A 26,432-nucleotide genomic window follows, 5' to 3' on the forward strand; every position below is an offset into this window, starting at 1 on the left:
AGTTTATGTAATACAAATGTCTGTTCACATGTAGTGTATCAAATTATGTGGAGAAAGGAAATATTTCCGAGGAAATTGTCGAAGTATCGTCGGTATTTATACACTTTTTTTGTAAAAGAAGAACTGTAGTATTGCCATTATAGTTTAATTTATTTACATTGTTACTTGGCTATACACAAAAGTAATATATTCGGCAATAAAAGAGCGCTATTGGATAGTGCTCTTTTTTATGGATAGAAAGGAGTGAGCTAAATGAAAGAAATAATTGAATGTCCACAGTGTGAAGGAGATATTACTGCGCAACATATTATTGATCTCCCGCATCCTTTTTCATTCAGGTGTCCACACTGTAAGGTGAGGCTAAAAGAAATGAGGATCACACCATGCCTAATATTAGCGGCAATTTGTATCATTCCGCTGTTTATTATAATTGGAGAGAGTATTAAGGAATTACTAGTAAAATATTTTTCTATTATAGACGATGTACCAACTGTACTTATTTTCTTCTTATTTTGTTATCCATTGTATTATCTCTATGAAAAATATAATGCCATATTGTTTATTAAATACGGATTATTGAAAGTTAAAAGTTGAATAGGAGATTATCACTATGTTGTGGAAAGTTTATTTAGTAATTGTAGCGATATTGGCTATTACTTCGTTAGTAAGAGGTATGTTTCAAACGCCAATTCAAAAGTTTGATTTTGTAGTGACTATCATTACATGGATTGGGCTATTTGGTTTTGTTTTTGGTGTAGAGATAGTAACCCCACTCGTTTGGAAGTGCATCTTCGTGTTTAGCGTTATTTGGACTTTTACTGCAGTTTTTGTTTTACGTTTATATGAAGAGAAGGATGAACCGCTACCTTTTATATTTAAATTAATTGGTATTATCCCAACTCTGCCATTATATTACGGACTATATCAATATGCATTTTAAAAAAAGACAATGATGGAGTTATCCCATCATTGTCTTTTTTACTTTGCTTTTTGCTTTACTTTTTACTTTGCTTCTTACGTAAATCATACCGGCAAATGTTAATAAGAATGCAGTTCCAACAACGAAGCTGACGCTAGGTGATGCCCCGATTGCTCCAACTGTAAAAGATCCAGCAACAACTCCTAATGAGAAGAAAGCATAAAACAATCCGAATGCTTTTCCGCGTTTATCATCTGTCGTATTTTCAACAAGTAATGCATTTATTGATGGGAACAGGATAGCGAATCCAATGCCATAAATCATCATAACGATAAAGAGCATACCTTTTGTTGCAAATAATCCAAGTAAAGATAACGCGAATGCCATTACTGCAATCCCAATTAACATGAGTTTTGAACGATTAAATCGATCGTAAATACGGTTTGTTGGCAGCAAGAAGAATAGGATAGCGGTAATTCCGAATACACTTAACATCATACCTGTTGTAGATGCTTTAAGTGCTAATGCCTCAACTTTCACTGGTAGCATATACGTGACAATTCCTTGTGAAAACATTAGCGTGAAAGCACCAATATATGCTTGCAATAGCGGTTCTGATTTCAATAGTTCAATCATATCTTCTTTGTTCATCATTTGTGTTCTTGAAGTATCTTTTCTTGATACGTTATTTGGTAAGAAGAATAGAGATACGATTGTACCAAGGACCATTAAAATAGAAATGGTAATGAACACCCACTCTATACCAGCAGTAGCTTTCATAATCCCACTGAACGCGGGTCCTACAATTGCAGCTGTTCCAACAGCAGCACCAGATAGAGCCATTGCCTTACCTTGTCTTGCTGAATTTGTTTGTTTTGATAAAAACGTAAAGGCAGCAGGAATTAAAAATCCGTCACTAAAGCCGTGCATAAAGCGCACAACTAATAGTTGTTCACCACTTTGAACAACGGTGTATAACAAGACTATGAAGCTCGTAAGCCCCATGCTTATATAAAGTATTTTTTTTGCACCAAATTTATCGACGGCAGCGCCAGCAATAATATTACCGATCATATTAGCGAATGAGTACATACCGACAACTAGCCCAATAATAAGAGGAGATCCTCCAAGACTTTGAGCGAACGTACTCATAATAGGTAATTGTGAAAATGTATCTAGAAACGCTACAATAACAATAAAGTAAATAAAATATTTCAAGCGATATTCACCTCTCCTATGCTATTATGGCATACTGCTAATTTCAACCGCAATGAAATTGAATTAACAGATGTGGAAAAAAGTACAAAGTGACAAAATATTGAACGTTATTTGTTAAAATTTAGTGGAAATGAGATTGTTTTTTTGAAATATATGGATGAAAGTATTATAATAGATTTGTAAACTTCACCAGGTTAAGTATATACGTAGAGAGGGATGTATAAAATGAAAGCACTACTTTGGCATAATCAACGTGATGTACGAGTAGAAGAAGTACCAGAACCAACTGTAAGACCAGGAGCAGTTAAGATTAAAGTGAAATGGTGTGGTATCTGCGGAACAGACTTGCATGAATATTTAGCAGGACCTATTTTTATTCCAACAGAAGAGCACCCATTAACACACGTAAAAGCACCGGTTATTTTAGGTCATGAGTTTAGTGGTGAGGTAGTTGAAATCGGTGAAGGCGTTACTTCTCATAAGGTGGGAGATCGCGTCGTTGTAGAACCAATTTATTCTTGTGGTAAATGTGAAGCTTGTAAACATGGACATTACAATGTTTGTGAACAACTTGTTTTCCACGGTCTTGGCGGAGAAGGCGGCGGTTTCTCTGAATATACAGTAGTACCAGAAGATATGGTTCACCATATTCCTGATGAAATGACGTATGAACAAGGTGCACTTGTAGAACCAGCAGCAGTAGCCGTTCATGCAGTACGTCAAAGTAAATTAAAAGAAGGGGAAGCTGTAGCAGTATTTGGTTGTGGTCCAATTGGACTTCTTGTCATTCAAGCAGCTAAAGCAGCAGGAGCAACTCCTGTTATTGCAGTAGAACTTTCTAAAGAACGTCAAGAGTTAGCAAAATTAGCAGGTGCGGATTACGTATTAAATCCAGCTACTCAAGATGTACTAGCAGAAATTCGTAACTTAACAAATGGTTTAGGTGTAAATGTGAGCTTTGAAGTAACAGGTGTTGAAGTAGTACTTCGTCAAGCGATTGAAAGTACAAGCTTTGAAGGACAAACTGTAATTGTTAGTGTATGGGAAAAAGACGCAACAATTACGCCAAACAACCTTGTATTAAAAGAAAAAGAAGTTATCGGTATTCTTGGATACCGTCATATTTTCCCAGCTGTTATTAAATTAATTAGCTCTGGCCAAATTCAAGCAGAGAAATTAATTACGAAGAAAATCACAGTGGATCAAGTTGTTGAAGAAGGTTTTGAAGCACTTGTAAAAGATAAAACACAAGTGAAAATTCTTGTTTCACCTAAATAATAGAGAATAGTAAAAAGTAGCCCTTTTCTAGAAATAGAAGAGGGCTACTTTTTTTCTATACAGAAAGGTGATAGACTTTCCTTTAACTACAGGTATTTTGTTTGGAAGGGGAAGTCTAATGCTTTCATTTATGTTGACATTGAAACGGATGTTAAAAGCTTGTTTACGAGCGTGGAAAGATAAAGAGTTTCAAGTATTATTCGTATTAACATTTCTAACATTAACATCTGGTACAATTTTTTATAGTACAGTTGAAGGATTACGTCCTCTTGATGCTTTATATTTTAGTGTGGTCACGTTGACGACTGTCGGTGATGGGAATTTTAGTCCGCAAACGGATTTCGGAAAGGTATTTACAATCTTATACATATTTGTTGGGATTGGACTAGTATTTGGATTTATTCATAAGTTGGCAGTTAATGTACAACTGCCAAGTATATTATCAAGTAGAAAAAAAGAGTAAAGCATGTGGATGCTTTACTCTTTTTTACATTAGTTTAGACAAGTATTTGCAGTAGCTTAACAATACTTTATTACAATATAAGTGCATTCAATCATTATATTCACTATGTATAAAGTTATAATGATATGAAAATCTGCATATTTTAATTTAGTGATAGAAATTTCATGAAAGGTGGGATATTCTAGTCATAGGTTAACCGGACGATATCATAGGATCCTAACAAAAAGTTTACAATAATTCAATTATAAAATGGAGGATTTCAGATGAAAAAGAAAGTACTTGCTCTAGCAGCAGCTATTACATTAGTAGCTCCGTTACAAAGTGTTGCATTTGCTCATGAAAATGATGGGGGAAGTAAAATAAAAATAGTTCACCGCTGGTCTGCTGAAGATAAGCATAAAGAAGGCGTAAACTCTCATTTATGGATTGTAAACCGTGCCATTGATATTATGTCTCGTAATACAACACTTGTAAAACAAGATCGAGTTACACAATTAAATGAATGGCGTACAGAGCTAGAGAACGGTATTTATGCTGCTGACTATGAAAATCCTTATTATGATAATAGCACATTTGCTTCACATTTCTATGATCCAGACAATGGAAAAACATATATTCCACTTGCAAAGCAGGCAAAAGAAACTGGAGCTAAATACTTTAAATTAGCTGGTGAGTCATACAAAAACAAAGATATGAAACAAGCATTCTTCTATTTAGGATTATCCCTTCATTATTTAGGAGATGTAAACCAACCAATGCATGCGGCAAACTTTACAAATCTTTCGTACCCACAAGGGTTCCATTCTAAATATGAAAACTTTGTAGATACGATAAAAGATAATTATAAAGTAACGGACGGAAATGGATATTGGAACTGGAAAGGTACAAATCCAGAAGAGTGGATTCATGGAGCGGCAGTAGTGGCGAAACAAGATTACTCTGGAATTGTAAATGATAATACGAAAGATTGGTTCGTAAAAGCAGCTGTATCACAAGAATATGCAGATAAATGGCGCGCTGAAGTTACAACAATGACAGGTAAGCGATTAATGGATGCACAACGTGTTACTGCTGGATACATTCAGCTTTGGTTTGATACGTACGGAGATCGTTAAGTATTTAAAAAAGGTCAAATCTCACAATAGAGTATTTGGCCTTTTTTATCACTATACAAAACATGGAGGTATGAATCGTGAAAAGTAAATTGCTAAAAAGTATACTTAGCGTTGGAATCGGTCTAGCGGCTTTATATAATGGATCCTCGGCTCAAGCGGAAGTGTCTACAAATAAAAATGATACATTAAAAGTTATGACACATAACGTGTACATGCTATCAACAAACTTATATCCTAACTGGGGACAAAGTGAGCGTGCTGATTTAATTGGGGCAGCGGATTATATAAAGAATCAAGATGTTGTTATATTAAATGAAGTATTTGATAATAGTTCTTCAAACCGTTTATTAGGAAATTTGAAGAAAGAATATCCAAATCAAACAGCGGTATTAGGTCGTAGTAACGGAAATGAATGGGATAAAACGTTAGGTAGCTATTCATCTTCAACGCCTGAAGATGGGGGTGTTGCAATCGTGAGTAAATGGCCGATCGTTGAGAAGATTCAATATGTATTTGCAAAAGGATGCGGGCCAGATAATTTATCAAATAAAGGATTTGTATACACGAAAATCAAGAAAAATGATCGTTTCGTTCATGTAATTGGGACGCATTTGCAGGCTGAAGATAGTATGTGCGGAAAAACTTCACCTGCATCTGTACGTACAAATCAGTTAAAAGAAATTCAAGATTTTATAAAAAATAAGAATATACCAAATGACGAGTACGTCCTATTTGGTGGTGATATGAACGTGAACAAAGTAAATGCAGAGAACAATAGTGATTCAGAGTACGCATCCATGTTCAAAACATTGCACGCTTCTATTCCATCTTATACAGGACATACAGCAACTTGGGATGCGACGACAAACAGTATTGCGAAATATAATTTCCCCGATAGCCCTGCCGAGTATTTAGATTATATTATTGCAAGTAAAGATCATGCGAATCCATTATTTATAGAGAATAAAGTATTACAACCGAAATCTCCAAAATGGTCTGTTACATCATGGTTCAAAAAATATACGTATGATGATTTTTCTGATCATTATCCAGTAGAGGCAACTATTTCTATGAAGTAGTCCTAAAAAAGTTTCTTCTTAAATAAGAAGAAACTTTTTTATTTTGTAGAGGAAATTTCAACTTTCTTTCCAATATGTATAAGACATATTGAGAAGGGGAGAGAAAAAATGTGGATAGAGGAATTTTTAAAGAAGTTCCATTACCGTGTGCATTTTTGGATGAAGTGGCTTTAGATAGAAATATTCAATCGATTATAGAATTAAGTGGAAATAAGAAGATTCGTATAGCGAGTAAATCGTTACGTTCAGTTCCGGTTATGCAAAAGGTTTTAGCTGCAAATGATCGATTTCAAGGTATTATGTGTTTCTCACCTAGGGAGGCTTTGTTTTTAATTGAACAAGGATTCAATGATTTATTACTCGGATATCCTGCTTATGATGAAAGAGCTTTACATGAAATAAGTTTGCTAACAAAGCAAGGGCTCATTATAACTTGTATGGTGGATTGTGAAGACCATATTGTTTATTTAGAAAAAATTGCTGAGAAGTCTAAAGGGTGTTTTCGTGTTTGTTTGGATATTGATATGAGTAGTCGTTTTTTTCAATTTCATTTTGGGGTAAACAGATCACCGGTAAAAGATGTGCAAGGTGCTTTGAAAATAGTAAAAAGGGTGAAAGAATCATTATTTTTGATATTAGATGGTGTAATGGGATATGAAGCCCAAATTGCTGGGGTAGGAGATCACATACCGAATCAGCGAGTGAAAAGTAAAGTGATTTCGTATTTAAAGAAGAAATCGGTGTTAGAAGTTAAAGAAAGAAGAGGACATATCGTAAAAGAAATACAAAACCTAGGTATTGAACTAAGGTTTGTAAATGGGGGAGGAACAGGAAGTGTAAAAACAACCGAGCAAGATAACTCAGTTTCAGAGATTACAATAGGCTCTGCTTTTTATGCCCCGAAGCTGTTTGATTATTATAAAGAGGTGCAATTTCATCCAGCTGTCGGATTTGCTTTACCAGTTGTACGTAAACCAGCCCCGTATATTTACACTTGTCTAGGTGGGGGATATATTGCTTCAGGCGCAATTGGTAAAGATAAAGAACCTGAGATTTGGAGGCCAAATGGCGCCAAACTATTAGCTTTAGAAGGTGCTGGAGAGGTACAAACACCGATTTTTTATAACGGTGAGGAACGGGTAGAGATAGGAGATCCTATCTTGTTTCGCCATAGTAAAGCTGGAGAATTATGTGAGCGTTTTCCTTTTTTATATCGCGTGAAAGAAGGAGAGATTGTTGGGGAGTATGTAACATATCGGGGGGATGGCCAATGCTTTCTATAAAGGGACAAAAATGGAGAAATTGGACAGGGAATGTAGAAGGAACACCGCATTATACGATGTATCCAGAAAGTATACAAGATGTAGTAGAAGTGGTGGAACTTGCTCGAAAAAAAGGGAAGAAAATTCGTGTTGTCGGTTCAGGTCACTCGTTTACACCTCTTGTACAAACGGAAGAAATTTTAGTTTCTTTAGATGAGTTGAAAGGTATTATGAATATCGATGAAGAGAAGATGGTTGCTGAAGTATGGGCAGGAACAAAGTTACATGATTTAGGGAGATTACTTGAAGAAAAAGGTTATGCACAAGAAAATTTAGGAGATATTGATTCACAATCGATTGCAGGAGCGATTAGTACAGGGACTCATGGAACGGGTATTACCTTTGGTAGTTTATCAACACAAGTTATAGAAATTACCGCAGTTTTATCTACAGGTGAGAGTATAGTTTGTTCGGAAACCGAGAATGTGGAATATTGGAGAGCCTTTCAGTTATCACTTGGAATGTTAGGTATCATTGTAAAAATAAAATTGCAGGTTATTCCAGCCTATTCGCTCGTTTATAAAAGTGAAAAACAGTCATTATCTACTGTAATGAACAAGCTAGAAGAATATAAGAAGAATCGCCATTTTGAATTTTTCGTTTTTCCTTATTCTGATGAAGTGCAAGTGAAATTTACAAATGAAACAACAGGTAAAAAAAGTGATTTAAAATGGCATAAACTAAAGGTAGAGTTGCTTGAAAATAAGATGTTTTCTTTGTTATCTAAAGGATGTAAATATTTCCCTTCTATAAGTAAAGGCGTAAGTCGATTATCGGCTAAAGCTGTACCGAATACAAAAATAATTGGTCCGAGTTACGAAGTATTTGCTACATCTCGCGCGGTTCCATTTTATGAAATGGAGTATAGTGTTCCTTCAAAGTATATGCGGGTCGTTGTAGAAGAAATATCAAACCTTATTGAAAAGAAAAAGTATAAAGTGCACTTCCCAATTGAATGCCGTTATGTGAAAAGTGATGATATATGGCTCAGTCCAGCATACGGAAGGGATTCAGCGTACATTGCTGTTCATATGTATAAAGGTATGAAGTATGCTGCTTATTTCGGTGAGGTGGAGAAAATTTTTCTAAAGTATGAAGGGCGCCCGCATTGGGGGAAAATGCATACGTTAACGTACGAAAAATTACAAAATATATATCCAGAATTGCATTCGTTTCTAAAGGTGAGGAAGTTATTAGATGAAGCAGAAATGTTTTCAAACCCTTACACAGAAAAATTATTTACGATTATGAAAAAAAGCTGACAAAGTATTATTTGTCAGCTTTTTTTAGTATGATCGCATTTCTTGTTTGACTAATGTGCTCGTAAAATAGTAACTTATCACGACTAAATACATGTAATAAAACATGAATAATAAATAGACCGTTAATTACGAGTTGGAATAATAATATAACTACTAATACTAAAGGCTCTTTAAGATTTAAGATAGAGCTACTCGAAAGAATATAATTGATTCCGCCTAGAATGAAATAGAATATACCGTAGCGGATGAATAATTCTTTTAGTGTAATACGCTCTGCTTGTCCTTTAATGTAAATCCGAAGCAATGCTTTTCCTATTGTTCTTCCATTTGTAAAGTATGGAATGATAATAAAGTAAATGAAGACTGAACATGTAATGAAAAGAAGTTCGTATACATTTGTATAAGATTGGATGTTAGCGATAAATAGTGAATTTCCTTTGTTTTTAATGAACGGTACAACGATAGATAAGAAAATCCAATCAATTTGCATAGCGATGAGACGACGAATGAATCCGACTGGTTTCGTTTCTAAATCAATATGAATATCTAGCTCACTTGTTTTCGGAAGGAAATACGTAAATATTGGTGCAATGATAAAGCCAATTACACCGCCTAGTGTGTTTAAAAATAAATCATCAATATCAAATAAGCGATAGGCACAATTATAAATACCATATAATCCAGTTACTTGTGTTAATTCAAAGAACAGTGAAAGGCAAAAAGAAATACACACTGTTTGTAAGAAGCTACGTCGGAAATAATAACGTAAGTACATACCAAATGGAACGGTTAGTAGAACGTTAAAAGCGACTTGTAAAAACGCAGATTCCTTTAATAAATAGAAGTAGGTAGCTGGCTTCGTTAAAATTGCCGAGGTATGATTACTAATCTCTTGTATGAAATAAAATGGCGAGAGTTGCATATGTTGTGTATTAGCCGGTTGTAGGCTACATGTATCATATGTTTGTGGCAAAGGTAAGATAACAAGAAAATAAGCATTTAATACATAGAGTAATAGTGAATATAAAATAAATGAACGCCATTTATTCAAATAACCATATTTGCGATAATTAAATATTAAAAAAGGGATTAATAGAAACATCGCTAAAATAGGAAATAAAATAAATGCTGTTTTTATTGGAAATAAATATGCAGTCAAAATGAAGCTCCTTTCAATGAAAATTCGTTTATCATTATAACGTTAAAAGAACCTTAAAACAAAATTAAAATATTTCGAAATAGAAAAAATTACAAATCTCAATGGAATTAAGTTATAATAAATTTAATATAAGAATATTATGATTATAATTAGTTGAGAGAGGGTACAAGATATGCGATATGAGCTTTTTTCTGTAAGTGGGGATCATATTACAACTTTTGAAAGTGCATGGCATTTTCAGGAGGGAGAACAGATTTTTGTTCATGATGATCAAACAAAACGAAATTTTATTATTATCCGCCTAACGCATGATGTATTTCAACAAAATAAACATGTTATTCGTTTGTATTGTCAAGAAAAGAAAGTGTACGCATAAAAGGGCTCCTCTTACTGTACAGAAAGGTAAGAGGGTTTTATCATTATAAAGATATAAAAAAGCGAGTCATCCTAGTTTAATAGAATGACTCGCTTTTCGCTTTGTAAGTTTCATTTTATAAGAAAATAAGAGTAAGTACACCTACGATAATGCAATAGAAAGAGAAATATTTTAAATTCCCTTTTGCCATAATGTTCATAAACCATTTTAACGAAATATATGTCATGATAAATGTTGCGATAAACGCAACGACATATGGTACGAATAATGTATCTAGATTTGGATCTTTTGCAATGTCTGTAATACTTAGTAATAAACCACCTAAGCTAACAGGGATATATAGTAAGAATGAGAAACGAAGAGCTGTTTCTTGCTTCATACCAAGTAACATCGCTGCTACGATTGTTGCACCTGAGCGGCTTATTCCAGGAATTAGTGCGCAAGCTTGTGCTAATCCGACGATAATTGCATCTTTCATAGAAAGATCGCCATCATTTTTACGTCCACGCAAGTTTCTAATAATCCAAAGGCCGACAGCAGTAATAAGAAGGGAAATCCCAACCATCTTCACGCCTTTTAAGTACTGGTCGATATAGTCTTTAAATAAAACACCAATAACACCTGCTGGAATGGTCGCAATAACAAGGTAAATAATAAAGAAGAAATCTGATTTTGCGTCTTCTGCTCTTGTAAATATATAAGATAAACCATTCTTCGTTAGACGAATTAAATCATTTCTATAAATAAGTAATACAGCTAATAATGAAGCTGAATTAACAAGTAGTTCGAAGCTAAACCCTTCTATTTTTAGTCCTAGCAAATGCTGTGCTAAAACGAGGTGACCACTTGAAGAAATCGGAATTGGTTCTGTTAGTCCTTGGAACAAACCAAGAATTAAATATTTTAAAATGTAGTAAAATTGTTCCATAATAACCTCCTTGTTTATTAGTCGAAAGAAACAACTTGTCCATTATAACAAAGATACGGATGAATATTGAGAAGAAATAAATATTCGAAATATAATAAAAATCCCTTATAACGGTATAAGGGATTTTTATTATTAATGAGAAACTACTGTGTCTTCAAGACTTTTCGCTAATTGAACATCGACTTTCTCAGCATCATGGATGTGATTCATAATAGTAGTATTTAACTTTTGGAACATTTTTTGTGTATTAGCGAATTCACGTAATATATCATCATTACAAGATTTTTGGTTTTCAATAGCTTTAATAACATTTGTAGCACCGCTTTGTAACGTTTGAATCATAATTAAAATGTTTTCAATTCTAGCGTTTGTATCGGCACTCATTTCTACACCTTCATCGACTAAATGTAAATTATCTTTTGTATTATCGTATGCTTTTTCAATTTCTTCTTGAATTTTTTTCGTTAAGTTACCGATGTTTTTTGTGCTTTCGGCTGTACTTTCCGCTAGTTTTCTTACTTCATTGGCAACGACAGCGAATCCTTTACCGTGCTCTCCAGCACGTGCAGCTTCAATACTCGCATTTAATGCAAGTAAATTTGTTTGTGCTGCAATGTTTTGAATGACTTCTACAATTTGCTCGATTTCTTTTGAGCGCTCACTTAAATGATTCATACTGTTAGACGTACGCTGAGATTGTTCACCTAATTTATTAATTACAATAAGTAAGCGATGAACAGATTCTTTCCCTTCATTAGAGCAGTCAATAATTTCTTCAATTGACTGAATTAAGCTTTGTTCTTTTTGTAACATTTCATTATTCAATTCATTGGAATGTGTTGTACGCGTTGAAACATTTTCGAAACATGAGCTTAATTGTTGAACTAAATTTTGGAGTGTATTGTGCTGGTTATTTACAAGTTTATGTTCTTGAACAACGCTTTGTACACGATCGTGGATAGAAGAAATAGTCTCTTGTTGTTCGATATCCTTTTGTTTTAATTCTGCTTCTAGTTCTTGTATACGACTTTCTAATTGATCAATTTTATGTTGGAGTGATTTTTTTTGCGTAAACATATATTTATTTCAACCGCCTTTAGAAGTTATATTTTCTCTATATTTGGATTTTAGCATCTTTTATAATTTTTAAATATAGGAATTGTTAAATATTTAAGAATCTATTACATTTTATTCATAATTCCCTTTTTTTCGTCATGAAAAATAAACTGTATTTAATGGTATTGTAAACAAACTGTAAAATAAATCATGTATAACTGTATAAGAAGGGAGTCGGATTATGAACTATTTTAAGCGAATCAGTAGTCTAGTATTAGCAGGAATTATCGGTCTTTCTAGTACAGTCGCTGTAAAAGCAGAGTCAAACGACGAGAAACTTAACAACATGCAACAGCAATTGCAGCAAAACGATGCAGATATGCAAAAGAAAGAGCAAGAGAAGCAAGCTGTTAATAAAGAAATTCAAGGTATCGAAAACGAACTACATAATTTAAATAATACAATTGCAAAAAATAAAGAGGATCAAGCTGCTATTCAACGTAAAATCGATGAAACACATAAGCAGATTGAGCAAAAAAAGAATGAAATTGTCGTTTTAGAGGATAAAGTCCTTGCTCGTAAGGATATTATGAGAAAACGTATGGTTTCTGTTCAAAACAGTTCAAATACAAGTTTAGTAGTAGAAGTTGTAGTAGAGTCAAAAAACTTTGCAGATTTCTTACAACGTATGAATGCAGTTTCTACTATTCTAGAAGCAGATAAAGAAATTTTACGTCTACAAGAACAAGATCTTCGTCAAATTGAAGAAGATAAGAAAACAATTGACGAGAAAGAAGCGTCTTTAGTAGTAGACAAACAAAAATTAGCAAAAGCACAAGCTGAGTTGCAAGATAACTTGAAAAAACGTCAAGATAACTTACAAACAGTTCAAGCTAAATATAATGCGATTGCAAGCCAACTTAATTTAGCGGCAGAAGAAAAGGCTAAAATTGAGTCAAATATGAAGGCAGTTCAAGAAACAATTGCTCGTGAGCAAGAAGCAGCAAGAATTGCAGCAGAAGAGCGTGCAAAAGCAGAAGCAGCTGCAAAAGCTGAGCAAGAAGCATTAGCTAAGGCACAGGCAGAAGTTGCTGAACAGCAAAAGCAAGAGCAAGAGCAAGAGCAAGCTAGTAAGCCAGCTCAAGCTAAAAATAATAATTCAAATGTAGAACCTGCACCTAAGCCAACTGCTGGTGGTAAAGAAATTTATGTAGAAGCTACAGCTTATACAGCAGATCCAGCTGAAAATGGCTATGGACCAGGGCAAATTGTAAAATCTAAAATGGGCCATAATTTAACAGCAAATCCAGGAATGAAATTAATCGCGGTAGATCCATCTGTTATTCCATTAGGTTCTCGCGTATATGTTGAAGGATACGGAGAAGCGATTGCAGGGGATACTGGTGGTGCAATTAAGGGCCATAGAATTGATGTATTAATGCCAGATAAAGGTACATCTAGCAATTGGGGTAGAAGAACTGTTAAAGTTACAATCTTAGGTTAAAATGAAATCCAACTTTACAATACGTAAAGTTGGATTTTTTTATGAAAATAATGTTAAGTTGAGTTTACATTTTGTTAAGGGTAGCATACAATAACGGTGAGAGGTGGTAAAAATGACCATTTTAAATAGAGTGAAGGAATTAAGAGCTCGCTTTAATTTTTCGCAAAGTGTATTAGCAGAAAAGGTTGGAGTGACGAGACAAACAATTGCTGCAATCGAAAAAGGGGATTATGTTCCTTCTTTGTTATTAGCACTTACGATTTGTGATGTATTTCAGTTAAAGATGGAAGATGTGTTTGTTTTAAATAAGGAGGGGGAAGAGGATGAATAGGATTGTTGCTTCGTATATTATAAATTTATTTTACAGTGTATTGGCATGCTGGGCATTCGTAGAGTTTTATGATTTTTATATACAGTTTGCTGATGTTATTAAAAATGAAAGTTTACCATCTAAAATAACAATGAGTTTGACACCTGTTGTATTAATATTTATTGTAGCCATCATATTAGCGTATTTTAAAAGATTGCATAAAAAGAAATATAACAAATCATCATTGCAATTATATCCTTTATTATTTCCCCAAGAGGATGAACGTGAGAAGGATATTACAGATAAAGCATGCCGCACAACATTTGTATCATTATGGTTTGTACTACCTTGTGCACTCGGTTTATTAATATTTACACCTGTAGCAAATTTATATATTTCGGCATATCCTTTATATGTTGTGTATTTAATTTATTTAATTCAAATGACAGTATTCCACGTATCACTATACAGAAATAAATTAGCTTAAAAAAGAAACCTTCTTGCATCGGCAAGAAGGTTTCTTTTCAGCTTACACTTGTACATATAGCAATATTATCTTATCATTTTATATAGAGTAAGATTTTGTAAGGGAAAGGAATTGTATATGAATAAGCAAAGAATTTATAGTATAGTAGCAATCCTTCTATTTGTTGTAGGTGGTGTGTTAATTGGAAAGCCGTTCTATGATGGATATCAGGCTGAAAAGAAACAGACTGAAAATGTACAGGCTGTTCAAAAGATGGATTATGAAAAACATGAGACGGAATTTGTAGATGCTTCGAAAATTGATCAACCAGACTTGGCAGAAGTAGCGAATGCATCATTAGATAAGAAACAAGTAATTGGTCGGATTTCAATCCCGAGTGTTTCATTAGAACTTCCTGTTTTAAAATCTTCTACTGAGAAAAACCTATTATCAGGTGCAGCAACAGTAAAAGAAAATCAAGTAATGGGAAAAGGGAATTATGCATTAGCAGGACATAATATGTCTAAAAAAGGTGTTTTATTTAGTGATGTAGCATCTTTAAAAAAGGGTGACAAAATTTATTTGTATGATAATGAAAACGAATATGAATATGCGGTTACTGGTGTATCTGAAGTAACTCCCGATAAGTGGGAAGTTGTCGAGGATCATGGGAAAGATGAGATAACGCTTATTACATGTGTATCTGTTAAGGATAATTCTAAACGTTACGTTGTTGCTGGTGATTTAGTAGGAACGAAGGCGAAGAAATAAAAAAAGATGAGGGGAAATCCCCTCATCTTTTTTTAATCCATCCATTTCACTAATTTCTTAGAAATTAGTAATAAAACACAACCCAATACAATTGCTACAGCTCCGATTACGGTAAATACTTCAGCATATCCAAGTGAAGTTGTGAAGCTTGCAAGTTGTCCACCTAAAATGTTGGCGATTCCTGAGCTTGCTAACCATACTCCCATTAATAAAGAAGCAAGTTTTACTGGGGCAAGTGAACTAACCATTGATAGTCCAACAGGTGATAAGAATAGCTCACCTAACGTATGGAAAAGATACGTAAAGACGATAAATAGTAAGTTTGCTTTTTCTGTAATGTTATGTTCATCACTACCTGTTTTTAATGTAGCGATAACGAGAATGATATAACCGATACCGAGCAAGATCATACCAAGTCCCATTTTTGTTGGGATTTTTAAATCCCCGCGTTTGCGAGTTGCAAGTTTTGCCCATAATGCCGAAATGACTGGAGCAAGTAAAATAATAAATAATGGATTGACCGATTGGAACCAAGATGTTGGAACTTCCCATCCGAATACAGATCGGTCTACAAATTTGTTCGTATATAATGTTAATGAGCTACCAGCTTGTTCAAAGCCAGCCCAGAAGAAGACAACGAAGCATGTTAAAATGACGATAACTGCGGTACGTTGTTTTTCTTTTTTCGTTAACGGTGTATCTCCTACTGATGGTTGTCCATCAGCTGCTTGCAAATCGCGAGTTGGTTTTTTACCGATATCACCAAGGAAGCGATTTGATAGTGTTGTAAATAAAATTTGTCCAATGATCATTCCGATCGAAGCGGCTAAGAATCCGTAACGGAATCCGTAATGTACAACGCCATCAACCGTCGTTTTGAATAAATTTTCTGATAAAAATCCGCAAACGAGTGGAGCTAAAAATGATCCGACGTTAATACCCATATAGAAAATGGTAAATGCACTATCACGTTTTGGATCGTTCTCTTCGTATAATTCTCCAACAAGTGTAGAGATATTCGGTTTGAAGAATCCGTTACCGATAATAATAAGCGCTAATCCGAGGTATAGGCCTAATTGGTTTTGCATGGCAAATAGTGTAAGGTTACCGATTGCCATTGTTATACCACCAATTGTGATGGCTTTTCGTCTACCTAGGAACCGGTCTGTTAAGTATCCACCAATCATTGGTGTGAAATAACAGGCTCCAGTATAAAATCCGTAAATGGAGAGTGCCCATGCGGGACTAAACCCAAGACCACCGCTTACTAAAGCTGTCGTTAAATATAATGTTAATAATCCTCGTAATCCATAGTAACTAAATCTTTCCCACATTTCTGTAAAGAAGAGTAAGTATAAACCTGGAGGATGTTTCTTTTTTCTTTGTTGTTCTCTTTCTAGTTGTATCGCTGATTCCATGTTATTTTCCTCCTGACACAAACAAAAACAAAGTTAATAATTTTGTACATTTAATATTTTACCTTATTAACTATTATAAGTCAATAAAGGTTGATTTTTCAGAAGAAATTGGAAAAGGGACATAGCTATAGAATGGGTATTTCTTTTGTGATAGACTATGGACTATGTTTTCTTTGTAAGGAAGCGGGTTATTGCACTTTTTTTATATGTGAAATTGATTTCATAAAAGATAGAATTAAAGAAGGAGAAAGAAATGAAATTGTTACAGAAAAAAGAAATTTTACTTATTAGTCTTATGTTATTCTCGATGTTCTTTGGAGCGGGAAATCTTATATTCCCACCTTTCCTTGGATATGAAGCAGGAGAACATGTGTGGGTTTCATTAATAGGATTTATTATATCAGCAACAGGTCTTCCTATATTGGGCGTTATTGCGATTGCAAAAGCAGGAAGTTTTCAAACGCTAGCGGGTAGAGTTCATTCTTCATTCGCCATTATTTTTCCGTGTATCGTGTATGTATTTATTGGACCAGGTCTTGGTATACCACGTGCAGGAAGTTTAGCGTTTGAAATGGGACCAGGTCAGTTCTTCACAGAATCAGGAAGTATAGTTTTATTATGTTACACGGTTATTTTCTTTAGTATTGTGTACTGGTTAAGTTTATCACCGTCAAAATTAATGGGGTTGTTCGGAAAGGTTTTAACACCATTATTATTAGGTATGATTGCCCTTATCTTTATAAAGAGCATGTTTACATCAGTAGGTAGTGTGAAAGAGGCTGCTGGAAACTATGGACAAGCTCCTATGTTCCAAGGGTTTTTAGATGGATACTTAACGATGGATGCATTAGCAGCTTTAATTTTTGGGATTGTTATTGCAAATGCTTTACGTGCAAAAGGTATTGAAGATGATAAAGGTTTAGCGAAATATATGAGTATTGCTGGAATTGGGGCAGGACTATTATTATCTATTATTTATGTCATACTTGGATATGTTGGTTCAATTAGCGGTTCGTTAGGTACATTTGATAATGGGGCGAACGTATTAGCACAAGTGATGACGACGTTATTTGGACAAGGTGGAGTCGTTTTATTAGGTCTTATTTTTACGATCGCGTGTTTATGTGTTTCAATTGGACTTGTTACATCTTGTAGTCAATTTTTCGCAAGTGCATTTCCGAAAATAACTTATAAAGTTTGGGCATTTATATTAAGTTTTGTTAGTATGATTTTAGCTAATTTAGGATTAACACAAATTTTAAAAGTATCAGTACCGATTCTTGGATTTATTTATCCAGTTGCATTAACGCTTATTATTTTAGGGTTATTCCATAAATATATTGGGAAGTATGCATATGTATATGCAATAACTGTTGGGATTGTAGGAGTATTTAGTGCAATCGATATTTTTAATAAAAATGTGATGATGAATCAGTGGACATCAGTATTGAAATACATTCCGTTCTATACAGAAGGTGTTGGGTGGATTGTGCCAGCTATTATAGGTGCTTGTATTGGCGTTATTGTGAGTATTGTTTTAAATAAGAAGAAATAAGCAAGAGGTGTTTTCCTATTTCGGAAAACACCTTTCTTTTTTGGAAAAATAGTATTGAAAATGAATAGACTAAGAGTATGATAAAGATAATTGGTAATATATAGGTTGAGTGGAAAAATCAATGGTGAGGGGAGAGCTTATGAAGGAAGATTTAAATAAGAAAATAGAAGCACTCGAAACGACAATTGAAACGATGCAAGAAGCTCTTTTTGAATTGAAAGCAAAACAGAGAGAAATAGAAGTAGAAAATGTTCAACAACATGTTAGGAAGGAAAAGAAAGAATATATTGAAACGGTGATGGAGGAAAAGCCAAAAGAAGAAGTAGTTACAATAAAAGAGCCTGTGCAAGAACGTGAGATAAAACAAGTGGATATATCTGCTTTTAAACCAGAACCATTTAATATTATTAAGTTTTGCCAAACTTGGTTACCACGCATATTTGTTGGCATTATGTTACTTGGAGTAATATGGTTATTTAAAGCAGGGGTAGATGCCGGATTATTAACACCAGCAATACGAATTGTGTTTGGTATTGTCCTATCTATCGGTTTTTATTATGTAGGGGATATTCAAATAAAACGAGAGCGGCAAGCGTTAGGATTAGTATTAGCAGGAGGAAGTATAACGGGTATAGTTTTAACGACATTTGCGGCACATTATTTATATGGCTTTATTCCAGCAAGTGTTGCGTTTGTATGTAATATTGCATGGGTCATTTTAGGGATTTATGTAGCGAAGAGGTATCAATCGGAGTATCTGACTATTTTCGTAGCGGTAGGAGCTTTCTTCGTACCATTCTTATTAAATAGTACGACTCCTAATCCGTATATTTTCTTTGGATATGAGACGATACTAACACTTAGCTTGTTATGGTATGCGTTGAAACGTCGTTATCAGTATTTATATATGATTTCTTACGCCGTTGCTGCTATTGTCCTTTTTGTCTTCTTTGCCATTATGTCAATGTTAGTAGAGGATTTGCAAGTACAGTTAACAGTTGTTTATGGTTTGATTCACTTACTATTATTTTGGCATATGTTTACAGAGAGAAGTTTTATAGTAGAGCCACGCTTGGCGATATTTAGTGCGAATGCAGTTTTCTTTATATTAGCCATTTCAAAAATACCTGAATTTACAACATGGGGATTAATGATTAGCGCACTCGTGCACGCTATTATGTTCGTGTTTGAATATAGGAAGAATCGACATTCTACATTTACAAATCTTTTATTTGGTTTCGCAATGGGTGCATTTAGTTTAGCGATTTTATATGAGTATAGTTTAGTGAATGCAGCGATTGTATTGTTATTACAAGGTTTCCTCGGAATGGTGACTGCAATTAAAGTAAAACAACAGATAAAATTGTATGTTAGTGCGACGATTTATGCGATTGGAATGATACAGACTATTTTTAGCCCATTTGATCATTTCATTTCAGCGGGGTTTGTTGCTCATATTATTTTAATAGGTACATTTTTTTACTGCATGAAACAAGCGAAAGATGTGTTAAGGAGCTTTGGAAAATATGTTTATTCTATAGCACTCTATTGGTTTATGGTTATCGTATTTATTGCAATTACTAGAGTTGGTGAAGTGCTTTCTACAGATGGAAGTATAATAAGCGTATCTGTATCGTTATTATGGATGGTATATGCATTATTTGCCGTTTGGCTTGGACGGAATAAAAATATGAATGAAATATTGTATGCCGGCTTAGTCGTGTTAGTCGTAACGATAGGGAAACTATTCCTTTTGGACTTACCAGAAGTATCGATGATGATCAGGGCAGTGCTATTCTTAATAGTAGGTAGTATAGGTATCGTTATTTCAAGGATGTTTTTCTCAAAAGAAGAGAAGTAAAAAAAGGCAATCCGTATTTGGATTGCCTTTTTTATTATTTCTTATCAATTATTACAGCTTCATTGTATTTCGCTGTTGTATTTTGGCGTAGACGAAGCGTTGCTTGTCCAGTCGTATTTGGATTGATTTGCACATTTACAATCTTCTCAGCAGAACCTAAGCTGTTTGTTGTGAAAGAAAATGCACTGCTATATCCAAAAGTAGATGGCCAAGTACCATTTGTATTTTGAACTTTTGCTACTTGTGTACCGCCAGTAGTGAATATACCTAAAGAGTAATTAGTGTATGTTGTGTTTGGTAATAAGTTATTTACTTGAATTTTGATTTGGAACACTTCATTGTTTGGTAGAGTGCTAGGGTGTGTAACTACGTAGTCGTTTGCTGTTACGGCACCGTTATAACCGTATGAACCTGCTTTAAAAGTATTTGTATTAAACCATTGATAACCTGCATTTGGTGCACTCCAAGGTTCAGGTTGTGGCTCAGTTGATAAGCTTGGTTGTTCAAATGTTTGTAAAGTGGTAGGTAAATCAAGTTGTAAACCATTTACTTGATCTAAACTTGTAAATGTTTCTTTATTCGATAGCCAATTTACGATATTTTCTAGTAAGATAGCATCGTTTTCTTCTTTATAACCATCGTAAGTTTTCTTTGTTTGACCAGAATCTTCACGAACGTATTTTGGCGATGCATCCTCAACAGGAGAAGAGTCACCGATAAAGGCAGCTTTTCCAAGTCCTACTTTAGCGATAGCGGCATAAGGACCCTCTGCAATACCACCGCCGTTATAAACACCGCTATCAACAGCATTATTCCATTTTGACGGGTTTTCTGGAAGATAAACAAGTCCTTTTGCTAGTTTTGGGTTTGTAATAGCTAGAGTAGAACCAGCATGCATTGCTACAGATGAAACACCTTTTGTAATTCCGAATGATTGTTCAGGTGACACAATATTTTTAGCAGAAACATCACCAAGTGCATTGTAGCGGAAGCGAATACCGAAGTTGTCAGATAGCCAATCAGAGCTTTCTACTCCTTGCATAGCTTGTGAATTTACTTCTTCACTAGACATTCCTTTTGCAGGATTATCCCAAGCACCGCGTCTATATCCATTAAATACTTCAGAAGAGTCCCAGCGATTTTTGTTACGATCTGCATTATAATGATCTGCAATAAAGAAAATACTTCCGCCATTTTTCACATATTGTAACATTGCATCTTGTTCAGATTTCTTGTAAGGAATATTAGCTTCTGGAACGATAAATACATTGTAGTCTTTTAAATCTGCATACGTAATCGGTGTTGATTTACGAAGTTCTTTTACATGATATCCGTTTTGGGCAATACCGTTTCCGAAGTCAGAAAAGCCGCCATCGATAACCCAGTCAGCGGTCCCAGCAGTTTGACCGTGTGTATTATCGAATAATACTTTCTTCCCGCTATTTTGATTTACAACTTTTGCAGCAATTTCAGGAGCTGGGTCCACTGAGCTTTCCGCATAAGTAGACGGAAGGAATGAAGCTCCTATACTTAGTGTAATTGCTGTTGCTAAAGAAAATGTAATCCATTTTTTATTCTTCATAGAAGAATCCCCCTAATAAAAATATTTGCTTTAATAATGTAATCTATTTTTTTGGGGAAAGAAAGATAGAAAATATTAAATAGTGTAAAGATAGCGTTAATTTGATTGAGAAATATTTGTGTGAATAATGAAAAAATCCCTCCCTAGTAATTAGGAAGAGATTTTGGGCTTAACTAATTTTGGAATTAGGTGTTTCATCAATTTTATGGAACCCTTTCATATAATACACGATAGCTAAACCAATAAGCCAAATTGGGCCAACAATTAATGCAATTCTTGTATCTTCTGAATACGCCATTATACCTAATACTAGTGCAAGGAAAGCGAGTGAAAAATATGAACTTAATGGATATAAAGGCATTTTATATGATAGCTTGTCCTTTTTATCAGTTTGCAATCCTTTACGGAATTTAATTTGAGCGATTAAAATGATGCCCCAAGTCCAAATTGCCCCGAAAGTTGAAATACTAGTGAGCCATGTAAATACTTTTGCAGGTACAAGATAGTTTAATATAACACCAACGAGTAAAACGATAGCTGTTGCTACAATCCCTTGACTTGGAATGCCGTTTTTATTTAAACGACCGAATCTTTCAGGAGCTTTCTTCTGCTGAGCTAATGTATATAGCATACGGCCTGTACTAAATAAACCACCATTACAAGAAGAAAGAGCTGCTGTTAATACGACAAAGTTAATAATCCCTGCTGCTTTTGCGATACCGATTTGCTGGAATGTTAAAACGAATGGACTTCCTTTCTCACCAAGTTCGTTCCATGGATAAATTGCCATCATAACGAATAGAGCCCCAACGTAGAACAGTAATATTCTCCAAAATACGTTGTCGATTGCTTTTGCGAGTGTTTTTTTCGGGTTTTGAGCTTCACCCGCTGTAACACCGATTAATTCAACGCCTAAATAAGCGAATAACACCATTTGTAAAGAGAGCAATAACCCAGAAAAACCATTTGGGAACCAGCCACCATGTGACCAAAGGTTTGAAATACCAGTAGCGATACCGCCGTTTCCAAATCCGAATAAAATAATACCAGCTCCAACAATTATCATACAGATAATTGTGACAATTTTTATGAGAGCAAACCAAAATTCAAGTTCTCCAAATACTTTTACGGATAAGAAGTTGAAAGCACTCATTAATAATAGAGCGAGTAACGCCCAAGTCCAGCGTGGGATATCTGGGAACCAGTACTGCATGTAGATACCAGCTGCTGTAATTTCAGCCATACAAGTAACAACCCATAAGAACCAGTAGTTCCAACCGGTAATGTAGCCAGCTAGTGGTCCAAGGTAATCAGAAGCATATTTACTAAAAGAACCGGCAACAGGTTGTTCAATTGCCATTTCTCCGAGCGCTCGCATAATGAAAAAAATAACGAGTCCAGCGATCATATAACCTAGTAGAATAGAAGGGCCAGCTAGCTTAATAGCAGAAGCGGATCCTAAAAATAGTCCAACGCCAATAGCTGAACCGAGTGACATTAAAGTAATATGTCGTTCTTTTAAACCTCGATTTAAAGTTCCAGATTTGTTTGTGTGCTGCATAAGAAGAATCCTCCTTGTAGAGTGAACGATATTTGAATACGTTTACTAAATATTTAACTATTTCAAATTATAAAACATTTCTATCTGTTATGCTACAAAAATAAACATAGTTAACTGTACTACATCTGTACTTGTCAGACTTAAACTTAAAATTCGAACTATTAGTGAATATATTGACTCTTCTTTTTATTGATTGTTAAGATTAAGTATTATATTTTCTCACATACTAGTAAGAAAAGAATGTGTGATAATAATTCAGATGTAGGAAGGGTACATAACCATGTTTCAATTACAAAAATATAACACTTCTGTGAAGCAAGAGCTTTTAGCTGGCATCACAACTTTTTTTACATTTGCGTATATTCTTGTCATCAATCCGAAAATATTATCTGATGCAGGTGTACCATTTGATCAAGCTTTTACAGCAACTATTATTGCGACGGTTGTAGGGACACTATGTATGGCGTTTTTAGCTAACTATCCAATTGTTATTGCTCCAGCTATGGGAATGAATGCGTATTTTGCTTATTCTGTTGTTCAACAGGCAGAGGGGATTACATATGTCATTGCATTTTCGGCAGTATTTGTAACAGGTATCATTTTTCTTTTATTATCTTTCACTTCATTTAGGCAAAAGCTAATTGTCGCAATTCCTGATAGTTTAAAACATGCAATTGCAGGTGGAATTGGACTATTTATTGCTTTTATTGGATTACGCCTTTCTGGAATTATCGTTGATCATCCATCTAATTTAGTTACGATTGGTGATTTTCATTCTCCAGCCGTTATTTTAACTTTAATTGGTTTAATATTAGCGGCGGTATTAATGGCATTACGTGTGAGCGGTGCATTATTTATTAGTATGATTGTGACGGGAGTTATCGCCTTCTTTACAGGGCAACTGAAGTTTACGGATAAAATTGTTGCGATGCCTCATTTACCAGAGGGTATTATCGTTTCAAACCCAATCAACGCCTTTTCAGATGTAATTGAATACGGATTATATGGTGTTGTATTTTCATTTCTACTTGTACTGTTATTTGATACAACAGGTGCATTACTTGGTTTAATTAAACAAGCAGGCTTAATTACAGATAATACGGAGAAACGTTTTGGTAAGGCGTTTATTGCAGATGCAATTGGCGGGACTACAGGCTCTATCTTTGGAACGAGCCCAACAGCAGCGACGATTGAATCGTCAGCAGGTATTGCTGCAGGTGGTAAAACAGGATTAACAGGTATTGTCGTTGTTGGCCTAACGATTATAACGGCATTCTTCAGCCCTGTCATTGCTTCTTTATCAAGTGTAGCCGCTATTACAGCTCCTTCATTAATTATTGTAGGTAGTTTAATGGCGCAAAGTCTTCGTGATATTAATTGGAATGAATTTGATGATGCATTACCAGCATTTTTAATTTTCGTTGGTATTCCGTTAACGTCTAGCATTGCGAATGGAATTGCAATTGGATTTCTAGTGTATCCAGTCTTAAAGATTGTGAAGGGGAAAGGGATGGAAGTACATCCGTTACTATACTTATTTACAATTTTATTTGGATGTCATTTATTCTTATAATATAGATATAGGAGAGGGAGCTTCTTATGAGAGGCTCCTTTTTTGTGTATAATAAAGTGAAAATCAAATTAATGGCGTAAAATATAAATTACTTAATGGAATATATATGTTACAATACGGTTAGAGGAGGAGCATGAATGGCTGTCAGTAAAATAAAAGTCGCGCGTGTTCAGTTAGATTTAACACAGCAACAATTAGCAGAAAAAGTAGGCGTTACAAGGCAAACGATTAGTTTAATTGAGAAGGGGAAATACAATCCGTCTTTAGATTTATGTTTGAAAATTTGTTATGCGGTAGACAAAACATTAAATGATTTATTTTGGGAGGAAGAGGAGTGAGGGGATGAGAATCGTGAAAGATGAACGTTTAATGATTGAGGGGCTAAAACATATTAGACTCGTTTTCATCTTACAAAATATCGTCATACTAGGTATTGTTTTTTATCGCTACGTTTTGCAAGATGCAGGATATGAAAGTGTTTCAGATTTATTAATGGTATTTATGTGCGGGATAATAGTTATTAATTTTTTAAACTTAAAAAATTCGGTGGAAGTGTATGAGCATACGGGCGGAGTATCGCGTAGTTATTTTATGAAGCTATTATTCATTCCGGTAGGTATTATTATTGGTATTTTAGCTATTTGTATCGTTGTAACACCGGATATTTCGATAAAGGAAATTAGTATAACAGGACTTATTATGCTTGCTTGTTTTTTAGTTCCTAGTTTGTTTATATACATATATATGAAAAAAATAAAAAATGAAGATTGAAATATAAGAAAAGCTTTCCCGTGTTACGGGAAAGCTTTTCTTATATTCTTTTATACAGTACTTTATGAAGACCAATCGGTTCAATTTCAAAGATTTCACCATGTTCCTGGAAGCCTAAGCGCTTGTAATAGTCAGCTACAGTAATTCGGCCATTACACCATAATATATTTGCTTGGCGTTCTTGCAAGACTTGCTCCGCCTTCTGAATTAAGGAGCTTCCAGCGCGTTTGTTTCGAAATTTAGGTAATGTGGCCATTCCTCGTAGACGATAATGAACACCTGCTAGTAAGTCAGGATATATTTCTTTTGAGAAGGAAGCGATACTAATCAGTTCATCGTTTATAAATGCACCTAAGTGAAAGGTGTCTGTCTCATAGTCGGAAGAGTATTTACAATCTGCTAATGTTTGATTCGGGCGTAAAATTTTTTGACGTAATACGTAAGTTTCAGATCCCTCAATATTTTTCACGGTAATCATATTAACATCCTTTCTTATAAGGCATTTTCTGTTAGTTGTATAAAGAAATAGGCAGGTGCGGCGAAAAGTCCGAGTATGCTAGCAGTTCCGAGAAGAAGTGAAAGTAAGAGGCAAGAGTATTTTATTCCATTCGATTTTTTCCATCCGTAACTACAAATTTCAATGCTAACACCGATGAGAATAATGGCAATGAGTATTTCCGCCAATAATAAAAGAGCTAAAGTTACAATAGACATAATGTGATCCATCCTCGTAATATGTGATAGTAACATTTTACCATATGAAATGGAAAAAAATGCCCCTCAATTATGTGAGGGGCATTTTCTATCATGTCTCTCAAGAGGACTCCCACCTCTAAACGTAAGTGAAGGTGGTGAGGTGAATCGAAAGAAATATTTTATTTTCAA

General features: G+C 34.6%; 26 protein-coding genes and 1 pseudogene. 18 read left to right on the forward strand and 9 right to left on the reverse strand.

Annotated features, from left to right (window positions below; genetic code table 11):
- The first annotated feature begins 252 nt into the window (after positions 1–252).
- Positions 253–594 (forward strand): YcnL family membrane protein, encoded by a 342-nt coding sequence (locus BAQ44_RS04640; RefSeq protein WP_071721026.1) that lies wholly within the window; start codon positions 253–255, stop codon positions 592–594.
- Positions 595–610: 16 nt separating this feature from the next.
- Positions 611–940: a hypothetical protein gene (locus BAQ44_RS04645; RefSeq protein ID WP_061676337.1), complete on the forward strand. Its 330-nt coding sequence runs from the start codon at positions 611–613 to the stop codon at positions 938–940.
- A gap of 18 nt (positions 941–958) precedes the next feature.
- Here the strand turns inward: BAQ44_RS04645 and BAQ44_RS04650 are convergent, their stop codons facing one another.
- Positions 959–2,137 carry an MFS transporter gene (locus tag BAQ44_RS04650; protein ID WP_071721028.1) on the reverse strand — a complete coding sequence of 393 codons (1,179 nt, stop codon included), beginning with the start codon at positions 2,135–2,137 and terminating at the stop codon, positions 959–961.
- 225 nt (positions 2,138–2,362) lie between these two features.
- On the opposite strand from BAQ44_RS04650, the gene bdhA reads away from it, so the two are divergent.
- From bdhA to BAQ44_RS04680, 6 genes are all read left to right on the forward strand, one after another.
- Entirely contained in the window at positions 2,363–3,415 is a 1,053-nt protein-coding gene (gene bdhA / locus BAQ44_RS04655) for a (R,R)-butanediol dehydrogenase (RefSeq protein WP_000645834.1), read from the forward strand.
- 118 nt (positions 3,416–3,533) lie between these two features.
- Complete coding sequence (locus BAQ44_RS04660; RefSeq protein ID WP_061676335.1) at positions 3,534–3,878, forward strand: potassium channel family protein; 345 nt, start codon at positions 3,534–3,536, stop codon at positions 3,876–3,878.
- 263 nt (positions 3,879–4,141) lie between these two features.
- Positions 4,142–4,993, forward strand: coding sequence for a phospholipase CerA (cerA, locus tag BAQ44_RS04665; RefSeq protein ID WP_071721030.1), 852 nt, complete (start codon positions 4,142–4,144; stop codon positions 4,991–4,993).
- 77 nt (positions 4,994–5,070) lie between these two features.
- Complete coding sequence (gene sph, locus BAQ44_RS04670; protein WP_071721032.1) at positions 5,071–6,072, forward strand: sphingomyelinase C; 1,002 nt, start codon at positions 5,071–5,073, stop codon at positions 6,070–6,072.
- Between the two features lie 110 nt (positions 6,073–6,182).
- Complete coding sequence (locus tag BAQ44_RS04675) at positions 6,183–7,355, forward strand: amino acid deaminase/aldolase (RefSeq protein ID WP_071721034.1); 1,173 nt, start codon at positions 6,183–6,185, stop codon at positions 7,353–7,355.
- Positions 7,343–8,656 (forward strand): D-arabinono-1,4-lactone oxidase, encoded by a 1,314-nt coding sequence (locus BAQ44_RS04680; RefSeq protein ID WP_071721036.1) that lies wholly within the window; start codon positions 7,343–7,345, stop codon positions 8,654–8,656. The genes BAQ44_RS04675 and BAQ44_RS04680 overlap by 13 nt, the downstream gene beginning before the upstream one ends.
- A 7-nt stretch (positions 8,657–8,663) precedes the next feature.
- Here the strand turns inward: BAQ44_RS04680 and BAQ44_RS04685 are convergent, their stop codons facing one another.
- On the reverse strand, positions 8,664–9,815 hold the full coding sequence (locus BAQ44_RS04685) for a VanZ family protein (protein ID WP_061676330.1): 1,152 nt from the start codon (positions 9,813–9,815) through the stop codon (positions 8,664–8,666).
- 172 nt (positions 9,816–9,987) lie between these two features.
- On the opposite strand from BAQ44_RS04685, the gene BAQ44_RS04690 reads away from it, so the two are divergent.
- Complete coding sequence (locus BAQ44_RS04690) at positions 9,988–10,191, forward strand: hypothetical protein (protein ID WP_001268328.1); 204 nt, start codon at positions 9,988–9,990, stop codon at positions 10,189–10,191.
- A gap of 115 nt (positions 10,192–10,306) precedes the next feature.
- Here the strand turns inward: BAQ44_RS04690 and BAQ44_RS04695 are convergent, their stop codons facing one another.
- Both BAQ44_RS04695 and BAQ44_RS31760 read right to left on the reverse strand, forming a co-directional pair.
- On the reverse strand, positions 10,307–11,119 hold the full coding sequence (locus BAQ44_RS04695) for an undecaprenyl-diphosphate phosphatase (protein ID WP_000434784.1): 813 nt from the start codon (positions 11,117–11,119) through the stop codon (positions 10,307–10,309).
- A 132-nt stretch (positions 11,120–11,251) separates the two neighbouring features.
- A pseudogene (locus BAQ44_RS31760) lies at positions 11,252–11,770 on the reverse strand (methyl-accepting chemotaxis protein); the annotation flags it as partial.
- Positions 11,771–12,416: 646 nt separating this feature from the next.
- On the opposite strand from BAQ44_RS31760, the gene BAQ44_RS04705 reads away from it, so the two are divergent.
- The 4 genes from BAQ44_RS04705 (at position 12,417) to BAQ44_RS04720 (ending at position 15,226) form a co-directional block, all read left to right on the forward strand.
- The gene (locus BAQ44_RS04705) at positions 12,417–13,679 is read left to right on the forward strand and encodes a 3D domain-containing protein (protein WP_071721040.1); all 1,263 of its coding nucleotides are present in this window, start codon (positions 12,417–12,419) and stop codon (positions 13,677–13,679) included.
- Positions 13,680–13,791: 112 nt separating this feature from the next.
- Entirely contained in the window at positions 13,792–14,010 is a 219-nt protein-coding gene (locus tag BAQ44_RS04710) for a helix-turn-helix transcriptional regulator (RefSeq protein ID WP_000154011.1), read from the forward strand.
- Positions 14,003–14,476 carry an RNA polymerase gene (locus tag BAQ44_RS04715; RefSeq protein ID WP_071721041.1) on the forward strand — a complete coding sequence of 158 codons (474 nt, stop codon included), beginning with the start codon at positions 14,003–14,005 and terminating at the stop codon, positions 14,474–14,476. Before BAQ44_RS04710 ends, BAQ44_RS04715 begins: the two co-directional genes overlap by 8 nt.
- Positions 14,477–14,593: 117 nt before the next feature.
- Complete coding sequence (locus BAQ44_RS04720) at positions 14,594–15,226, forward strand: class A sortase (protein ID WP_071721043.1); 633 nt, start codon at positions 14,594–14,596, stop codon at positions 15,224–15,226.
- Between the two features lie 32 nt (positions 15,227–15,258).
- Here BAQ44_RS04720 and BAQ44_RS04725 read toward each other — a convergent pair whose 3' ends face one another.
- A complete protein-coding gene (locus BAQ44_RS04725) occupies positions 15,259–16,644 on the reverse strand; it encodes a peptide MFS transporter (protein ID WP_071721044.1) in 1,386 nt (461 codons plus the stop codon).
- 253 nt (positions 16,645–16,897) lie between these two features.
- Between BAQ44_RS04725 and brnQ1 the strand changes: the two genes are divergently transcribed.
- The gene (gene brnQ1, locus BAQ44_RS04730) at positions 16,898–18,199 is read left to right on the forward strand and encodes a branched-chain amino acid transport system II carrier protein BrnQ1 (RefSeq protein ID WP_071721045.1); all 1,302 of its coding nucleotides are present in this window, start codon (positions 16,898–16,900) and stop codon (positions 18,197–18,199) included.
- 139 nt (positions 18,200–18,338) lie between these two features.
- Positions 18,339–20,060, forward strand: a complete 1,722-nt coding sequence (locus BAQ44_RS04735; protein WP_071721046.1) for a DUF2339 domain-containing protein — start codon at positions 18,339–18,341, stop codon at positions 20,058–20,060.
- A gap of 34 nt (positions 20,061–20,094) precedes the next feature.
- Here BAQ44_RS04735 and BAQ44_RS04740 read toward each other — a convergent pair whose 3' ends face one another.
- Both BAQ44_RS04740 and BAQ44_RS04745 read right to left on the reverse strand, forming a co-directional pair.
- A complete protein-coding gene (locus BAQ44_RS04740; protein ID WP_071721048.1) occupies positions 20,095–21,642 on the reverse strand; it encodes a DNA-binding protein in 1,548 nt (515 codons plus the stop codon).
- Between the two features lie 169 nt (positions 21,643–21,811).
- A complete protein-coding gene (locus BAQ44_RS04745) occupies positions 21,812–23,203 on the reverse strand; it encodes an amino acid permease (RefSeq protein ID WP_071721050.1) in 1,392 nt (463 codons plus the stop codon).
- A 280-nt stretch (positions 23,204–23,483) separates the two neighbouring features.
- Here BAQ44_RS04745 and BAQ44_RS04750 point away from each other — a divergent pair, with 280 nt between their 5' ends.
- The 3 genes from BAQ44_RS04750 to BAQ44_RS04760 all read left to right on the forward strand — a co-directional run bounded on the left by BAQ44_RS04750 (position 23,484) and on the right by BAQ44_RS04760 (position 25,547).
- Complete coding sequence (locus tag BAQ44_RS04750) at positions 23,484–24,776, forward strand: NCS2 family permease (protein WP_061676320.1); 1,293 nt, start codon at positions 23,484–23,486, stop codon at positions 24,774–24,776.
- Positions 24,777–24,913: 137 nt separating this feature from the next.
- A complete protein-coding gene (locus BAQ44_RS04755; RefSeq protein ID WP_000301181.1) occupies positions 24,914–25,114 on the forward strand; it encodes a helix-turn-helix transcriptional regulator in 201 nt (66 codons plus the stop codon).
- A gap of 4 nt (positions 25,115–25,118) precedes the next feature.
- A complete protein-coding gene (locus BAQ44_RS04760) occupies positions 25,119–25,547 on the forward strand; it encodes a hypothetical protein (RefSeq protein WP_063262079.1) in 429 nt (142 codons plus the stop codon).
- Between the two features lie 40 nt (positions 25,548–25,587).
- On the opposite strand, the gene BAQ44_RS04765 is transcribed toward BAQ44_RS04760, so the two are convergent.
- Both BAQ44_RS04765 and BAQ44_RS04770 read right to left on the reverse strand, forming a co-directional pair.
- On the reverse strand, positions 25,588–26,025 hold the full coding sequence (locus BAQ44_RS04765) for a GNAT family N-acetyltransferase (RefSeq protein WP_071721052.1): 438 nt from the start codon (positions 26,023–26,025) through the stop codon (positions 25,588–25,590).
- A gap of 14 nt (positions 26,026–26,039) precedes the next feature.
- Entirely contained in the window at positions 26,040–26,297 is a 258-nt protein-coding gene (locus BAQ44_RS04770; RefSeq protein WP_080467717.1) for a DUF4022 family protein, read from the reverse strand.
- Positions 26,298–26,432: the final 135 nt, after the last annotated feature.

This window comes from Bacillus mobilis (assembly GCF_001884045.1).
GTDB lineage: Bacteria > Bacillota > Bacilli > Bacillales > Bacillaceae_G > Bacillus_A > Bacillus_A mobilis.

What these genes read in the sequence shown, in the direction of transcription:
- BAQ44_RS04710 (WP_000154011.1), top strand. Translation starts at nt 13,792, where the DNA reads ATGACCATTTTAAATAGAGTGAAGGAATTAAGAGCTCGCTTTAATTTT.
- BAQ44_RS04740 (WP_071721048.1), bottom strand. Translation starts at nt 21,642, where the DNA reads ATGAAGAATAAAAAATGGATTACATTTTCTTTAGCAACAGCAATTACA.
- brnQ1 (WP_071721045.1), top strand. Translation starts at nt 16,898, where the DNA reads ATGAAATTGTTACAGAAAAAAGAAATTTTACTTATTAGTCTTATGTTA.
- BAQ44_RS04695 (WP_000434784.1), bottom strand. Translation starts at nt 11,119, where the DNA reads ATGGAACAATTTTACTACATTTTAAAATATTTAATTCTTGGTTTGTTC.
- BAQ44_RS04735 (WP_071721046.1), top strand. Translation starts at nt 18,339, where the DNA reads ATGAAGGAAGATTTAAATAAGAAAATAGAAGCACTCGAAACGACAATT.
- BAQ44_RS04645 (WP_061676337.1), top strand. Translation starts at nt 611, where the DNA reads ATGTTGTGGAAAGTTTATTTAGTAATTGTAGCGATATTGGCTATTACT.
- BAQ44_RS04765 (WP_071721052.1), bottom strand. Translation starts at nt 26,025, where the DNA reads ATGATTACCGTGAAAAATATTGAGGGATCTGAAACTTACGTATTACGT.
- cerA (WP_071721030.1), top strand. Translation starts at nt 4,142, where the DNA reads ATGAAAAAGAAAGTACTTGCTCTAGCAGCAGCTATTACATTAGTAGCT.
- BAQ44_RS04680 (WP_071721036.1), top strand. Translation starts at nt 7,343, where the DNA reads ATGCTTTCTATAAAGGGACAAAAATGGAGAAATTGGACAGGGAATGTA.
- BAQ44_RS04715 (WP_071721041.1), top strand. Translation starts at nt 14,003, where the DNA reads ATGAATAGGATTGTTGCTTCGTATATTATAAATTTATTTTACAGTGTA.
- BAQ44_RS04640 (WP_071721026.1), top strand. Translation starts at nt 253, where the DNA reads ATGAAAGAAATAATTGAATGTCCACAGTGTGAAGGAGATATTACTGCG.
- BAQ44_RS04745 (WP_071721050.1), bottom strand. Translation starts at nt 23,203, where the DNA reads ATGCAGCACACAAACAAATCTGGAACTTTAAATCGAGGTTTAAAAGAA.
- BAQ44_RS04705 (WP_071721040.1), top strand. Translation starts at nt 12,417, where the DNA reads ATGAACTATTTTAAGCGAATCAGTAGTCTAGTATTAGCAGGAATTATC.
- bdhA (WP_000645834.1), top strand. Translation starts at nt 2,363, where the DNA reads ATGAAAGCACTACTTTGGCATAATCAACGTGATGTACGAGTAGAAGAA.
- BAQ44_RS04725 (WP_071721044.1), bottom strand. Translation starts at nt 16,644, where the DNA reads ATGGAATCAGCGATACAACTAGAAAGAGAACAACAAAGAAAAAAGAAA.
- BAQ44_RS04755 (WP_000301181.1), top strand. Translation starts at nt 24,914, where the DNA reads ATGGCTGTCAGTAAAATAAAAGTCGCGCGTGTTCAGTTAGATTTAACA.
- BAQ44_RS04770 (WP_080467717.1), bottom strand. Translation starts at nt 26,297, where the DNA reads ATGTTACTATCACATATTACGAGGATGGATCACATTATGTCTATTGTA.
- BAQ44_RS04760 (WP_063262079.1), top strand. Translation starts at nt 25,119, where the DNA reads ATGAGAATCGTGAAAGATGAACGTTTAATGATTGAGGGGCTAAAACAT.
- BAQ44_RS04720 (WP_071721043.1), top strand. Translation starts at nt 14,594, where the DNA reads ATGAATAAGCAAAGAATTTATAGTATAGTAGCAATCCTTCTATTTGTT.
- BAQ44_RS04750 (WP_061676320.1), top strand. Translation starts at nt 23,484, where the DNA reads ATGTTTCAATTACAAAAATATAACACTTCTGTGAAGCAAGAGCTTTTA.
- BAQ44_RS04690 (WP_001268328.1), top strand. Translation starts at nt 9,988, where the DNA reads ATGCGATATGAGCTTTTTTCTGTAAGTGGGGATCATATTACAACTTTT.
- BAQ44_RS04660 (WP_061676335.1), top strand. Translation starts at nt 3,534, where the DNA reads ATGCTTTCATTTATGTTGACATTGAAACGGATGTTAAAAGCTTGTTTA.